Annotated in this window: 16 protein-coding genes and 1 pseudogene; 13 read left to right on the forward strand and 4 right to left on the reverse strand. The window is 36.7% G+C overall.

Going from position 1 to position 15,091, the window contains the following annotated elements:
• Positions 1-451: 451 nt before the first annotated feature.
• From AC4CUX_RS19225 to AC4CUX_RS19235, 3 genes are read right to left on the reverse strand one after another with little or no spacing between them, the layout of a single operon-like run.
• Positions 452-769, reverse strand: a complete 318-nt coding sequence (locus AC4CUX_RS19225; protein ID WP_228254635.1) for a hypothetical protein — start codon at positions 767-769, stop codon at positions 452-454.
• Between the two features lie 51 nt (positions 770-820).
• A complete protein-coding gene (locus tag AC4CUX_RS19230) occupies positions 821-1,135 on the reverse strand; it encodes a helix-turn-helix domain-containing protein (protein WP_111810819.1) in 315 nt (104 codons plus the stop codon).
• Entirely contained in the window at positions 1,116-1,439 is a 324-nt protein-coding gene (locus AC4CUX_RS19235; protein WP_000288001.1) for a type II toxin-antitoxin system RelE/ParE family toxin, read from the reverse strand. The genes AC4CUX_RS19230 and AC4CUX_RS19235 overlap by 20 nt, the downstream gene beginning before the upstream one ends.
• A 265-nt stretch (positions 1,440-1,704) precedes the next feature.
• Here AC4CUX_RS19235 and AC4CUX_RS19240 point away from each other — a divergent pair, with 265 nt between their 5' ends.
• The 3 genes and pseudogenes from AC4CUX_RS19240 to AC4CUX_RS19250 form a co-directional block, all read left to right on the forward strand.
• On the forward strand, positions 1,705-2,013 hold the full coding sequence (locus AC4CUX_RS19240; RefSeq protein WP_111810818.1) for a hypothetical protein: 309 nt from the start codon (positions 1,705-1,707) through the stop codon (positions 2,011-2,013).
• A gap of 165 nt (positions 2,014-2,178) precedes the next feature.
• Positions 2,179-2,493 (forward strand): hypothetical protein, encoded by a 315-nt coding sequence (locus tag AC4CUX_RS19245; RefSeq protein ID WP_114837847.1) that lies wholly within the window; start codon positions 2,179-2,181, stop codon positions 2,491-2,493.
• Positions 2,486-2,668: pseudogene (locus AC4CUX_RS19250) on the forward strand (transcriptional regulator); the annotation flags it as partial. The gene AC4CUX_RS19245 and the pseudogene AC4CUX_RS19250, both read left to right, overlap by 8 nt.
• An 83-nt stretch (positions 2,669-2,751) precedes the next feature.
• Here the strand turns inward: AC4CUX_RS19250 and AC4CUX_RS19255 are convergent.
• Positions 2,752-3,018, reverse strand: coding sequence for a DUF8583 domain-containing protein (locus AC4CUX_RS19255; RefSeq protein ID WP_146857204.1), 267 nt, complete (start codon positions 3,016-3,018; stop codon positions 2,752-2,754).
• A gap of 209 nt (positions 3,019-3,227) precedes the next feature.
• Here AC4CUX_RS19255 and mobQ point away from each other — a divergent pair, with 209 nt between their 5' ends.
• The 10 genes from mobQ to AC4CUX_RS19305 all read left to right on the forward strand — a co-directional run bounded on the left by mobQ (position 3,228) and on the right by AC4CUX_RS19305 (position 15,037).
• The gene (gene mobQ, locus AC4CUX_RS19260) at positions 3,228-4,664 is read left to right on the forward strand and encodes a MobQ family relaxase (protein ID WP_340874169.1); all 1,437 of its coding nucleotides are present in this window, start codon (positions 3,228-3,230) and stop codon (positions 4,662-4,664) included.
• A gap of 566 nt (positions 4,665-5,230) precedes the next feature.
• Positions 5,231-6,154: a replication initiation protein RepM gene (gene repM, locus AC4CUX_RS19265; RefSeq protein WP_005268335.1), complete on the forward strand. Its 924-nt coding sequence runs from the start codon at positions 5,231-5,233 to the stop codon at positions 6,152-6,154.
• Between the two features lie 63 nt (positions 6,155-6,217).
• Positions 6,218-6,775 carry a plasmid replication DNA-binding protein gene (locus AC4CUX_RS19270; protein ID WP_005268333.1) on the forward strand — a complete coding sequence of 186 codons (558 nt, stop codon included), beginning with the start codon at positions 6,218-6,220 and terminating at the stop codon, positions 6,773-6,775.
• 223 nt (positions 6,776-6,998) lie between these two features.
• Entirely contained in the window at positions 6,999-7,259 is a 261-nt protein-coding gene (locus tag AC4CUX_RS19275; RefSeq protein WP_490792693.1) for a hypothetical protein, read from the forward strand.
• A 255-nt stretch (positions 7,260-7,514) separates the two neighbouring features.
• On the forward strand, positions 7,515-8,015 hold the full coding sequence (locus AC4CUX_RS19280; RefSeq protein WP_490792694.1) for a hypothetical protein: 501 nt from the start codon (positions 7,515-7,517) through the stop codon (positions 8,013-8,015).
• Positions 8,008-8,748 carry a hypothetical protein gene (locus tag AC4CUX_RS19285; protein WP_490792695.1) on the forward strand — a complete coding sequence of 247 codons (741 nt, stop codon included), beginning with the start codon at positions 8,008-8,010 and terminating at the stop codon, positions 8,746-8,748. The genes AC4CUX_RS19280 and AC4CUX_RS19285 overlap by 8 nt, the downstream gene beginning before the upstream one ends.
• Before the next feature lie 154 nt (positions 8,749-8,902).
• A complete protein-coding gene (locus AC4CUX_RS19290) occupies positions 8,903-9,862 on the forward strand; it encodes a reverse transcriptase family protein (protein WP_490792696.1) in 960 nt (319 codons plus the stop codon).
• A gap of 507 nt (positions 9,863-10,369) precedes the next feature.
• Positions 10,370-12,055, forward strand: coding sequence for a histone H1-like repetitive region-containing protein (locus AC4CUX_RS19295; RefSeq protein WP_490792697.1), 1,686 nt, complete (start codon positions 10,370-10,372; stop codon positions 12,053-12,055).
• A gap of 89 nt (positions 12,056-12,144) precedes the next feature.
• Complete coding sequence (locus tag AC4CUX_RS19300; protein ID WP_419277861.1) at positions 12,145-13,545, forward strand: surface lipoprotein assembly modifier; 1,401 nt, start codon at positions 12,145-12,147, stop codon at positions 13,543-13,545.
• A 157-nt stretch (positions 13,546-13,702) separates the two neighbouring features.
• On the forward strand, positions 13,703-15,037 hold the full coding sequence (locus tag AC4CUX_RS19305; protein ID WP_419306802.1) for an ISNCY family transposase: 1,335 nt from the start codon (positions 13,703-13,705) through the stop codon (positions 15,035-15,037).
• Positions 15,038-15,091: the final 54 nt, after the last annotated feature.

Here is a 15,091-nt window from a genome sequence, read left to right on the forward strand (position 1 = left end):
GCAATTGCAATAATACTTAAATATCAGTAAGTTAAGATAAAAGAAAAAGTTAAAAGATCAGCAGAATCCCGGCTTGGAAACAAGTCGGCTTTTTTATGAGCAGTTTTGATAGTTCTTGCCAATAATTTTGTTTAAAAAGTAGCCGATTTTTCGGTTTTTCTAATATTCTCAACGTCCCAGGATCTAAAATTATCCCCATTTCCTGCGGATAAACCTGGGACAGTTTTTAGCCTATCTTGTACGCATATGCTCACAACAATTCCGGCCCTTTGCGTCTATACGCAATAATAGAATTTTCATATGATTAAGTGGTCAGGAACAGGAAGTTCCATATAATTAAAAATAAGCACCAGGATGGCGCTATATAAGACACGCAAGAGCACAGAGACCTAATGTTCCAATAAAAAACCCTGGCAGGATGCCGGGGTTTTTTATTGCCTGAATATAGTAATTAGTGGGCAGTATCTGATTGGTTTTGATTGATAAATTTAACCAACGTATCCTGAATAAATTCCTCCAACTCAATACCTTGTTTTTTAATTAATTTTTCTAAATTTTCAATTATTTCATGGTCTAATTCAAACGAAATTTCTGATGAGGTCGCCATTAATAAATCGTAGTTGCTTTCTACCATTTTTCTAAAGACTTCCTCAGGATTATTCTTTAATGGCACGTTGAAAGACAGTCGGAGAGAACTGTTAATAATTTCAACATGTGTATATCCAAGATGTTCTGTACTTTTTCCGACAAATCCTAAATGCTTCATCATGATTCTCGAATCTGGTTATAGCGAATAGCCCTCAATCGAGAGCTATATAAATCAAGCCAGGCTTTCTTTTACAAATTGTGGATCAACAATAAATAATCGAATAAGGGATGTTGCTGCTCCTGAAGGTCTTCTAGCACCTTGTTCCCAAGATTCGAGTGTACGTCTCGAAACACCCAGAAGTTTGGCAAACTGTTCTTGTGTCAGTTGAGCCTTTCTACGAGCTAATGCTACATCGGTCTCAGTGATTACAGTTCTTTTAGCAGCATTATTAGCAAGCATGTCATCTATACCTAGCAAGATTTCAGCTTCAATATCTCTGGTTGCTTCAAAAGCTTCGAGTTCTTTTTCAGTCATTAAACGAGTCATTTAATTTCTCCACCAATGCTTGAAGAGTTTTCTTACTAAGCTGTACCGTTTGCTTTTTACTGTACAGGGTTAATAACCAGATCTCTCCATTTGTTAAACGATTAAAGTAGATGACTCTGACACCACCACTTTTACCCCTACCACCACTCGTCCATCTAATTTTACGAATGCCACCTGAATTAGGCTCTACATCTCCGGCTTCAGGATTTAATGCCAAGAATGTTTTAAATTCTTCGTACTCTTCCTGAGTCCAATAAACAAGACAGTATTTAGTAAATAATGGGGTTTCACATATTGTATACATTGCTGATGTTCATACTACCTTGTAGTAACTACATCATATACCACTATGTAGTATTATTGAATATTAATTTTCAGCTTTTTGGTTGTTTAGATTTAACAAGCAGAGTTCTTATATAATTCTGAGGATAAAGGCTATCAAATATGCATACGTAAAATTCTGCGTGAAACCATATTGAAGAATTCAAAAATCACCCTTTAGATTAGGAGCAATAGGATGAACTACTTTGCACAGGATCCCTTCTAGGTAATGTTACCTAGGAGGAATCATGAAAAGACTGAAATCTCAGTATCATCAATCTGTAAAAAAACCACATCCTAATGATTATTTTTATAAACGCTTTCCTAATGTGAAAAGTGTTTATCATAAAAAATTCAGTACACACCAAGAGAAAAGCTTTTATTCAATTCATTGCATTGAATATAAAAACTATCCTCTTAAACTTCGTGTAGCGCGAGGGCCTGGTCTAGCTGAAGCATGGGATGATCTTCCAGCATATGTCTATAAAGTTGCTAAAAGTTGGAAACATAATTCCAGAAGACAGCATCAGTACTACAAAGAACATGAACAACACTAAGAAAAATGAGGGAGTTTTTCCCTCATTTTTTGTATAAAACTCATTCTAAAAGACTGATTATTAGAAATAGATAAAGGATTCTGCATCATTGAAAGAGTAAAATTTATAAAATCAGAAGTATTGAAATTGCCTTCTGTTAACTTGATGAAATGAGTACTAAAACCTATGAAAAGAGATGAAATTTTAGGACATGACTCTTCTGAAAAAATCATTTTTTGCTTTCTTTATGAAAATGATGAAAAGGTTATCTCGCTGTTCGTTCGCTATTCAGATGAAAATACGATGAATATTGCAAAGCAGTCAGTCACTTTACATAGCCTATTTTGGAAATCAGATACGAGTGCACAAAATTTGAAGGAATTATTTGAAACTGATCCTTCTTTAGTAAATTTAGGCGTAGAGTTTTGGGCAGATTTTTTTCAGATCAATAAAAAATTTCCACCAGGCTTCAATAATGTGAAAGGACCGCTCCATGAATAACAAACTATTTGATCATCTTGTCCTTTCACTAAAAGAAGCAGGTGCCATAAAACGTGATGAAATTCAGGCAAGCCAAGCCACAGACCTTAGGCTGCCTGACTCTAAAGCAGGGTGTGAAAAAATGGGATTAACCCAAGTAGAGTTTTCTATACGTTTACATCTCAGGAAAACAACCAACAGAACTGAAAGTAAATTTAAATAACTTAGAAAGTATTAACTTTTAAATTAAATGTTTATATAAAAAAGCTATCCAAAGAATTATAAATTAAACAACTTCCGGTCACGTTCATCTGTTAAATATTTATCCATCTGAGCAATTAGTTTAGCTCTGGCCTGTTCATCATCTTCGGTGATTTTCAACATACAGGATCCAATTAAAATTTTGCGTCTAGTATCATCCTTTCGAGCCTGTTCTTTCTCTTTGGCTCGTTCTCTTGCCAGTGCTGCCTGTCTTTGAGCCTTTAACTGCTTTAGCTTTTCTTCCTGTGCCTTGATTTTGCTGTCTAGTGTTTCAGTAATGCTCATTAATCCAATACCATCATCCTGGGAAACCATCCCTAACATAAGCGCACTTGAATATGCATTCAAGGTGCTATATGTATAGTAATGTTTTCCTCGAAGAGCGCACTTATGCAAACTTCGTTTGCAAGTCCGATTGGGGTTCCCCCAATACCCCAACAACCGTATCCACGGTTGTATTTCACTACGTGAAAATTTAAAAGCGAAAAACAAGCATGGCGATTTACCACTTTTCAGTCAAAACCGTAGCACGATCAGCAGGGCGATCCGCCACTGCTGCGATTGCCTATCGGGCAGGTGAAAAGATCTATTGTGAACGTGAAGGCCGAGAACATGACTACAGCCGAAAAACCGGGGTGGAATACAAAGAGATTTACTTACCCGAAGGCGCACCAGAACATTTAAAAAACCGAGAAAAACTCTGGAACGAAGTCGAACAACGCGAAACCCGAAAAAACTCGACTGTAGCCAGGGAATTTGAAATTGCCTTTCCAAGTGAATTAAACCAGGAACAACGTCTGGCCATGCTCGAAGAATTATGTGCCAGCATCGTGGAAAGACATCAAGTAGCCGTCGATGCCTGCATCCATGCACCGCATACCGGATCCGGCAGTGATGAGCGCAATTATCACGCCCATATCCTGATGAGCACACGTAAACTCACGCCAGAAGGTTTTACAGAAAAAACCCGGGAACTCGATCAGAAACATAGTGGAGAAATCGAGCACTGGCGCGAACACTTTGCAGATATCTGCAATATGCACCTCGACATGGCCGGATCCACAGCAAGGGTTGACCACCGCAGCTACAAAGACCAGGAGAATGGCTTGCAGGCCACCCTGCACGAAGGACCGAAAGTCACCGAACTACGCAGAAGAGGCATCGAAACCGAAATCAGCCGAACCAACGATGAGATCAAAGAAAGAAATCAGGCTCAGCTGCAATACGGCAAAAATATGGATCTACTGATTGCTGAAAATGAGATCACACTCAAAAAACTAAAAACAGAACAGCAGATGCATATCCAAAATAGCGCTAAAACGCCACCATTAAGCGCAGAAGAGCAATTTCAATACATACAGAGAGAAACTCTAAGCAAACTGCTCAAAGGCGAAATAAGCGCAAAAGAGGCGAATTTAGACCTAGATTTTATGCAAGACAATCTTGAGAAAGTCGAAGGTATCTTGAACAAGCAACAAAAGCACAAAAATGACTTCAATCAGCAGCTCGCCCAAGACATCGTGAAAAGCAGACTCAAACAAAGTCATGACAAATTGCAAAGCTTGGTGGATCAACACAACGAGTTAGGTCAGAACAAGCCCTTGCTGTTTGGAAAAAAAGCTTGGGAGGCACAACGTGATGCGATTTACCAGGAACACAAACAACTGAAAGATAGACATGAATACCAGAAAAAAAATGGTGTGAAGGATTTATTGGAAAACGAAAAATTCAAAGCACATGCCTGGACACAGTACCAAAAAGAGCATCCAGCCAAAGCCGAGCAATATCAGAACCTCTATGAGTCCTACCGAGCTATTAAAAACTGTGTGGATAAGATCAAAGCAGAACAACAAATGAAACTTAGACAAGAACAACAGCTCAAAGCACAGCAACAAGCTCCTAAAATGAAATCTCGTGGCATGAGGCGATAAACAGAGCGAGTGTCTACGAGCGAACTGAAAAAATTTGACCATCCCTTTCCCTGATTACAAGCTCCCTATCCATCAATCACCTGCTTTACAGAGCATCCCGAATGGGTGCGAACTTTCCAAGTTTGCTTCTTAAATCGAGCGAAGCGAGAAAAAAAGCTGATGAGCGAAGCGAATTCCGACTTGCTTTTGATCTTGCCTTTGCTTTTTTTAAAGTCACAACGAGATTAGGCCAAAAATTGCCCCGACGAATCGAGCGAAAGCGAGATTCAATAGAGTTTGAGCGAACGAAGTGAAGCGAAAACCAAGGGCAATTTTTCTTTGCCTGGGCTTTTAATTATTTTTTAAGTTTTTAAATGCTTTTAGAGATGCTATAAGCCTTTATTTGCAATAGTTTAAGAGGTGATAAAGATAGGTTTAAGGGGTGATAAAGATAGGTTTAAGGGGTGATAAAGATAGGTTTAAGGGGTGATAAAGATAGGTTTAAGGGGTATTTGAATAGCTGAATTATTGACTATTTAAAATAAATAGAATATAACCTAGTTAAATGAATTAATAAGCTTCATATCATGACAAATAACAATAAATTAGTTGTTAAGGATAATGCTCTTATCGATGCCTCTTTCAACTTATCACTCATAGAGCAACGTATTATGCTCTTGGCCATAGTTGGAGCTAGAGAGTCTTCTAATCTCACATCTGATACACCAATAGAAGTATTCGTAAGTGACTACGTTCATCAATTTAAGGTAGATAGTAATAATGCCTATGGCTTGCTTAGAGAGGCAGCGAAAACACTAAAAAGAAGAGAGTTTAGTTATTTAGATAGATATAAGGGCCAAGAAGCTCTTACTACAGCAAATTGGGTAAATAAAGTGACCTATGTAGATTCTAGTGGCCTTATCGTTTTATACCTTAGTAACGAAGTTATCAGTTTAATTAGCCGATTAAGCGAACAATTCACAAAATACCATATAGAACAAGTGTCTGACTTTAAGAGTAAATATAGCATCAGACTATATGAGCTACTAATTAAATGGTTGAATGTAGCAAAAACTGAGAAATATAGTATTAACGATCTTAGATCAAAATTAGGGCTGGATGCGACTGAATATTCAACTATGTCTAATTTTAAATCTAATGTCTTAGACAGAGCAGTAAGTGAAATTAATAAACATACCAATATTACCGTTGACTATGACCAATTCAAAAAAGGTAGAGTTATCACAGATATTCAATTCCGAATTAAATCAAAAGCAATACCAGCTCAACATGAATTAACAAAAACATCCCAAGTAACATTCCACCAAATGACAGATGCTCAAATCAATATGTTTGGCAATCAGCTTTCACGACTCCCTGAATTTTCAAACTTAGCAAATGGCAATGAAAGCTATGAGAGCTTAGCAGCAAAAATCAAAGAAATGCTGAGAGATCCAATACAACAAAAGCAGTTTTTACCCCACCTACAAAACCTTGGCTTTAAAGCTTGAGTGTATTGGAGAATACACATATTGTATTCTCCAATACATTTTCAAAATACACAGCAATACACTATGAATACAGCTACAAAATACAGTGTTAGTAATGCTGCAACGCTGTATAAAAAATCTAGAGCTACACTATATAAAGATATAAAAAATGGTGTGTTAAGTCGTGACCATGATGGTTGTATAGATTTTTCAGAACTACTTCGTGTCTATGGTGAGCCTTTTGGAGCAAAACAGGCAAAACGTATTGATACGTCTTCAATACAAAATCAAAATACACCTGAATACATTGATAAAACAGTGGTAGAACTGAAAAGCCAAATCGACTTCCTAAAAAAACAGTTAGAAAAAGCCGAAGATCGTGAATCCAAGGCGAACGCTCGTATAGATACGCTTCTAACACTCATCGAAATGAAGCCTCCCACAGCCAATATGACTACGTTTACCGATCAGAAATCTAGCCAGGATATAGCAACGGATCCTCGGCCAGAAGCTGAACCGAAAGATGACGGATTGACTACTCCGGAGCAGGCTGAAAATAAGCGGATTCCCGTACCGGAGCACGTTGAACAGGAGCCGGAGAAAAGGGGCTTTTGGAGCCGTTTTTTTAGACCCTATGATTAACCACGATTGTTTAACTAATATGAACAAAGTCGTGAAACATTGCTTAAATAATAGGCGTGGAACGTGAAAAATCATAAAAAAAACCCATCTTGGGGAAGATGGGCTATCAACTAGAAACTACAGCATTGATTTCTATAGATAATTATAACACATTTCGTATAAGGTGTATTATGTTAATTTTAGGTAAATTTAAAAATAACAATACATTTTGGAAGTTGATTATATGGAAGTAACATTAGATCAAGTGAGATCAGTATTTGAGGACGTGCTTCAAAATCGAATGACACGAGAAGAAGCAAGTGTCTGGGCTTTTTCAGTAATATCAGCATCAGATACTAATTCATTGATTCTAATACCGAATGAAAAAAGAAATAAGGTATGGAATGGCGTGCTGTATCTTGGTGGAATAGATTTAATGGGAAATCCAGATGAATATCTTTTCACTGAAGAGGATATCATTATCGCAATGACTGAAAAATTATAATGAATGAACTGTAAACTTAACATAATGGCGCTTATACAAAATTTTTAAATTTCTTTAATTATCATAAAGATAATCTAATTTTTGAAATGTCGTATAAGGTGTATTATGTTAATTTCAGAAATTCTTAATTTTAACGATTTTCTAATAGCTGATAATCTACCTATATCAACTTAAAAATATAAATTATTTATAAACTTATCAATTATAATAATCTCTCTGAATTATGTATTTTGATTTTTTAAGTGAGAATAATCGATGCAGATCGTTGGAGATGAGCTACAACGTCTTGCTTTAGCTGAGCATAATCTTACAAGTTTTGATTTATTGGGTAGAAGTGCCTTCAATCGTTATTACTACGCAGCTTTTTTAACAACACGAAGAACACTAGGAATGATGCAAAGTAATTGGAAGGGAACAGCTCATGCAGAAATTCCTAACTTATTAGAAAAAGCTTTAAGAAAGCCTGTATCAAATCAATTAAAAAACCAACTTCGGATAGGTCTGATAGATGAAGGAGACAAAAGTCGAATTCTTACAAATGTTCATTCAGCAGGTTATGAACTAGCCCAGTTACTAAAAAATGCATATCACGCTAGAATTTTGGCTGACTATGAGCCTGAAATTCCCCTTACTAAAGAGCATGATATAATAATGTTACAATCATATAAGCTTACAACAGCTCAAGAGTGGCCAAATAAAGCCGAAATTTTATGTAAACGGCTTTTAAAAGGCTGGAAGGAGGCTGGTCTTGCTTGATACGTCATTATTAGAAAAATTAAAAAGTATTAAAGACAAATACTATATTTCTAGAATAGAGAAGAGGGATTATGATAATTCATTGATATTATATATTCCAATTGATCGTATAAGTGAAATAGCAAAAGATGGTTGCATTTCAAAGCTACAACTTGAAATTTTATTGAAAAACTTGTCTTCAGAATATGAAAATAAAATAGAAATATTATATACAGAATCTGATCGATTAAATAGTTTAGCTAAAGGAATCGAGTTACTCTTAAAAGCTAATTTCAGTGATCTTATAAATGAGACTAATTTTACATTCCTTTCGTCTGAAAAAGTAAGTGTGGAAATCTTTGTTGAAAACTTAAATGAAGATAAAAAGAATAGCATAAACAAGTACATTGAATCTTTATTTAAGGAATCTCATATAGAGGTTGTAAATATAGAATGGATTGGTGATCCTGAAGAATACCCATCACCAATAGAGATTCTGATTGCATTAAAAAAAATGCAACCTATATCACTAGAACTTTTTCTAACCGATTTAAATTTAGATTTTCAATCAATAAATACTAAATGGTTAAATAGGCAACTAGATAAACTAATTAAAAGGGGTTTATTAGTTCGAGATAATGTTTCTAAACAATATGCACTTTCATGGAAAGGTTTGAGTATTATTCCAAATGTCTCTAATAGTTCAAATTCTGATATAAAGAGAGCACTTTCATTAGGTCATAGAAAATGGTAAATTGCGTTTAGGAGCGGTGCAACAGTTACGCTAGGGTGTGTATCATACCCGTTTGCGAAGGCTAGACACAGAATCACTGATGGACTTAAGTCCAATAGTGCATTCGCCCTCTTGGACTTAAGTCCATCATTGAAACATATTTGAGAATTGTGTCATGAATGCCCCACCGCTCCTAGTTTCTTTCACTTCTGTTGAAAAATACATAGAAGCTTTACCTATAAGCCATCAAGATAAATATTCAGGAAATATTAAAGAACTATATTCTAGAGGTTTCCCCCCCATTGTATCTAAACTCTGCTTAGCTATTCTTTTTGGGTACTCATCAGATTTCATCTATACCTTATCTACAAAACCAAATAAATTTTATAGATCTTTTTCAATTAGAAATGGTAAAAAAACACGACAAATTTTTGCTCCGAAGGTTGCTTTAAAGGTAATTCAAAAATGGTTTTCAACTCACCTTAGCAAGGTTATTGAGTTTCAACCACATGTGGTTGGTTTTATTAAAGGAAAGTCTTTCGCTGATGCTTCTAAAATACATATAGGAGCTCGGTGGGTATTATCTGTAGATATAGTCAATTTTTTCTCTTCTATTCATAAAGATGATGTAGTTCAATCACTAATATTAGAAAATTACTCGTCAAAATCAGCAGAATTAATCGCAAACTTATGTTGTTTAAATGGTGTGCTTGCCCAAGGTTCTCCAGCGAGTCCTATTTTATCTAATTTATTTATGAAAGACATAGATGTTAAATTAGTTGAACTAAGTCAGAAATATAATATCTGTATTTCTCGCTATGCAGATGACATCACATTTTCTGGAAAAAACGATTATTCTGAAAATCTTCTTCAAGATTTAGAAGAAATATTTAACGGAAGTAACCTTAAATTAAATACTCAAAAAACTTATTTCTCAGATGCTTCTAAGGGTCAAAGATTAAAGGTGCATGGTCTATTAGTTCAACAGGATAAAATAGCTTTAACTAAAAGCTATAGAAATAAGTTAAGAGCTTATAAACATATGATAAAAAACGAAAAAGTAGCCGAAAAAGATATCAAAAGATTAACAGGTCATATCAATTTTTCAGAGTTTATTGAATCTAATCAGAAATAAATCCATTTAACAAAAAATCTCTTATTCGAAATTTAGAAGCTGGATTTTTCCACTAATTTATTCTCCATTTAACATAATGGGCGTTATACGAAACGCAATATAAAAAGACTTTGTTTTTCAGATAGTTAAAAATTTTTGACCGACCTCAAAAACAGCAAAAAGCCGACTTAGACACAAGTCGGCTGTTTTTTAATCAAAACTGGTAGCTTTTGCCAATAAAAATGATCACTATTTAACCAATTTTGAGTTTTTGTCTGTGTTATCAATCCATTCATTACCAAAAATATCCCCAATTTCTGCGGATAAAATAGGGATAGTTTTTTACATCATATCAAGTTGAATTATTGGTAAATTAACTTAACTAATTTTTAATTTAATCTAAATAATACTTATTTTTTAATTAGATATTTAGAATATTAATTCTAATAAATAGAAACAGAATGTAATATATAGAAACATTAATTAAACATTAAACTCATAATGTAATTTAGGTTATATATGCCATCAATGAATTTATCAAAATTAAGTGCTGCTATTATTTTAGCACTAAGTGCTGCTGCTTGTAGTAGTGGTGGAAATCACTCAACAACATCTACTTCCCCAGTAATCACTGAACAAACTGCTGCTGAGAAGGCTGCTGCTGAGAAGGCTGCTGCTGAAAAGGCTGCTGCTGAAAAGGCTGCTGCTGAGAAGGCTGCTGCTGAGAAGGCTGCTGCTGAGAAGGCTGCTGCTGAAAAGGCTGCTGCTGAAAAGGCTGCTGCTGAGAAGGCTGCTGCTGAGAAGGCTGCTGCTGAGAAGGCTGCTGCTGAGAAGGCTGCTGCTGAGAAGGCTGCTGCTGAGAAGGCTGCTGCTGAAAAGGCTGCTGCTGAAAAGGCTGCTGCTGAAAAGGCTGCTGCTGAAAAGGCTGCTGCTGAGAAGGCTGCTGCTGAGAAGGCTGCTGCTGAGAAGGCTGCTGCTGAAAAGGCTGCTGCTGAGAAGGCTGCTGCTGAGAAGGCTGCTGCTGAGAAGGCTGCTGCTGAGAAGGCTGCTGCTGAGAAGGCTGCTGCTGAGAAGGCTGCTGCTGAAAAGGCTGCTGCTGAGAAGGCTGCTGCTGAGAAGGCTGCTGCTGAGAAGGCTGCTGCTGAGAAGGCTGCTGCTGAGAAGGCTGCTGCTGAAAAGGCTGCTGCTGAAAAGGCTGCTGCTGAAAAGGCTGCTGCTGAAAAGGCTGCTGCTGAAAAGGCTGCTGCTGAGAAGGCTGCTGCTGAGAAGGCTGCTGCTGAGAAGGCTGCTGCTGAGAAGGCTGCTGCTGAGAAGGCTGCTGCTGAGAAGGCTGCTGCTGAGAAGGCTGCTGCTGAAAAGGCTGCTGCTGAGAAGGCTGCTGCTGAGAAGGCTGCTGCTGAGAAGGCTGCTGCTGAAAAGGCTGCTGCACTTGAGGCTAACCGTTTGGTGCTTTTAAATAAAGCAAAAGAAGCAGGGTTGAATGACCAGCAAGCTGCTGATTATGCAGAGACCAATAAAGAATCTGATGCAACTACAGCTCAAACAGCTTTAAATACTATTATTATTAATATTGAAAAAGCTGAAATTTCTGCTGCTAAGGGTATATCTGATAATACTTATCCTATTGGTAAGATTACTGCACAAACTACATCTTCTTCTACTTCTACCCGTAATTCATTAACCCAAGAATCTAGAATACAATCTGTTGTTTATAATCAACCATATTCAGTTGTTTTAGGTAATTATTCTGGTCAGGTGTCTTATAACAATAGTACTGGTGCATTAATAACTGATAATCGTACATCAAATATTGCTATAAATGGTTTAAAAACGAGTACTGATGCAATACCAAATATTGGCTCTGCAACCTACGTAGGCAAAGCCTTTAATGGTACATATACTCCTGGTCAATTTGACTTCAATACATTTACTCAATCTAAGGATACAATTAAAGAAGGGCAATTAAATTATACCGTTAACTTCAGCGATCGCTTAGGTTCAGGTCAAATCACTGGTTTAGGCAATGTTATTAGCCTAGATCAAGGTTCTATTTCTGGAACTGGAATCACCTCAACAGCTAAACAGTTAAATAACACTGGCATGTATTCATTAGATTTTTATGGTAAAAAAGCCGAAGAAATTGCTGGTAAAGTAGTTTTTAATGGTAAAGATACAGTAGGTTTTGGCGGCATCCGTGGTGAAATTTCTAAATAAAAATTCATCCTAAATTATATATACTCTAGGCCGTCTGAAAATATATTCCATTTCAGACGGTTTTTTATCATTATATTGGCAGTAATTTGATGAATATCAAATGTTTATTATTATTTTCAGTAGCTTTTTCTAGTACTGCTTTTTCCCAAGAATTACCACCAAACCAAACAGTATTTTTTGAGCAAGATCCATTTATCCAACCTGAATTATTAATCAGAAAAACAGTAGATACGGAGCTAAATCTCTCCACACTACCTCCAAACTCAAGTTTAGAAGACTATATTAATCAGGCAATTGTTCATAAAGACTGGAACGAGCTTGAACAACTATTAGATAAATACAGACAAGCTGATAGCTATGATCATATTTTATATGAATATGGTTTAGGGGCTTTATATCGTTTTCAAGGAAAGCAAAAGAAAGCCATAGAAATGTATAAACAGATTATTAAAAACAATCCCAATTTACATTATCCACGCTTTGATCTATCCATGATGCTGTTTGAAGATAAACAATATAATGAAGCCAAAAGTGAATTTGAAATAGTAAGACCTTTTCTTCCTACTCAAATACAAGGATTGATAGATCAGTTACTAACGACTATGAAAAAGTCTCAGGACTGGCAACCAACAGTAAATTTTAATTTTGAAAAAACAGATAATGTTAATCAATCATCTAATATAAAAGAGATTTCTATTGGAGATGCAACTTTCATACGTGATGAAGAATCACTCCCCAAAAAGGCAAAGGGTCTTGGTTATACATTAAATGCATCACGTGAAAAAAATATGATGAGTAATCATTATGCATATTTTAGCGCAACATTTAACGGTATAAACTATTGGGATAATAAAGATTATAGTGAACAAACGATTCGGATTGATACAGGTTATAAATATAAAGATCTTAAGCAGTCTTTTGGAATAATTCCATTTATTGGACAAAACATATTAGGCAATAGTCGTTACAGCCATAACTATGGTACAGGGCTAGAATACAATCGATTGTTATCAAATCGCTTACAAGTTTCTGCCAATACAACGCATATCCAAAAACGATACCAAGATTCAGACCTTGCACACTATTATGATGGTCATTCTAATAGCCAAGCTGCATTAGTTATGTACCAACCAAAATCCCAATTACTCATATATAGTGGCGTAGACTGGCTGCAAGATCGCTTAGCAGACGAAGCTGAATCATCCAATAAACAAGGTATACGAAGCGGATTTTTATACTTTGGGGACTCATTGGGTATCAATGGCAACATACGTTATTCTAAGCGTAATTTTTTAGCAGATAACATTTGGTATGGTATCCATCGCAAAGACAATGAATATGAATTAAATGTAGCTGCTTGGCGCAAACAGTGGCAGTGGAAGGGTTTTACTCCTAAATTAAACTATCGGTATCAAAAAATTGAAAGTAATTTACCGCTTTATGAGCGTAATAATGCTACATGGTTTATGACAATAGATAAGATTTTCTAATAACGAAAACTCTGCTTTAGAACCTTTTTATTATTTAACATAAAATCTCTTATACGAAAATGGGTTGTTAGAACCCATTTAAAGTGTCTATATTCTCACCAATAAAAATGTCTAGTTTATGATGGCTTAAACATCATGGACTGGATATGAAATATAGATGCTGATCACTATGTCTGACAAAGAAATTCAACGTCTTGCAGTTCTGCAAGACGTTCGAGATTATCGTATTACACAAGTCCGTGCTGCTGAAATCCTTAATCTTTCAACCCGTCAAATTACCCGGTTATTACAGAAGCTCAATCAAGATGGTGTTTCAGGTATGGCGCATGCCAGTCGTGGTCAACCTGGCCATCGTCGCCATGATGATTTATTAAAATCAAAATGTCTTTCCATTATTTCTGAACATCTGCTGGGATTTGGACCTACCTTGGCCCATGAGAAGCTCAGCAGCATGTTTGACCTGAATATCCCGGTAGAAACGCTTCGGCGCTGGATGACTGCAAATGACCTCTGGATTCCACGATCCAAGCGCCTTAAACGTCCATATCAGCCACGTTATAACCGGGATTGCTTCGGTGAGCTAATCCAGATTGATGGCTCATATCATGACTGGTTCGAAGGACGCGCTGCTAAGTGTTGCTTGCTGGTTTATATCGATGATGCCACTGGAAAGCTGTTGCATCTGCACTTCTGTGAGGCGGAAACGACCTTCGACTATATGCTTTCAACCCGAGCCTACATTGAACAATACGGTAAGCCTCTGGCCTTTTATAGCGATAAACATTCGGTCTTCCGAGTGAACCAGAAATCGAGCCAGGACAGCAAAATCACGCAATTCGGGCGGATTCTGAATGAGTTAAATATTGATATTATCTTCGCCAACTCACCCCAGGCCAAAGGCCGTGTGGAACGTGCCAATAGAACACTCCAGGATCGCCTGATCAAGGAAATGCGCCTAGAAGGTATCTGTTCAATTGCCGAGGCAAATGCCTGGCTGCCCTGCTTTATTGAGCATTTCAATCAGAAGTTTGCCAAGTGTGCGCGAAACTCAAAGAATTTACATCGGCCATTAACCGAATCTCATCTTGAACTGGATGATATTTTTACCTGGCAGGAACCGCGTAAGGTCACCAAGAATCTGACCCTGACCTATGACAAATGTATTTATCTGCTTGAACCGACAGAGCTGAATCATAAGCTTGTTGGGCAATATATTTCATTTCTGGAGTACCCAGATGGCACTGTGGCCCTCATGCACGAGGGACGAAAGCTCAACTACAGCATTTTCAATAAATTAGCTGGGCTACAGCAGAATGAGATCGTTGAGAATAAACGGTTAGGTACAGTTCTGGCACATATTCAGCAACAGCATGAAGAGTTGGAAAAACAGAATAAACGTTCCCGTCTCAAGAAAAGTATGCCGAGTCGTAAAGCTCAGAAAGCTGTTATTGAACAAAGAAAGTTAAATCCTGTGCTTGACTCTTGTGGTTAAAAACAGGACATTTTAAATGGTTTATCGCATAGACATTTTAATTGGTGAATAACA

It is taken from the genome of Acinetobacter sp. 231_lipA, from assembly GCF_058243005.1.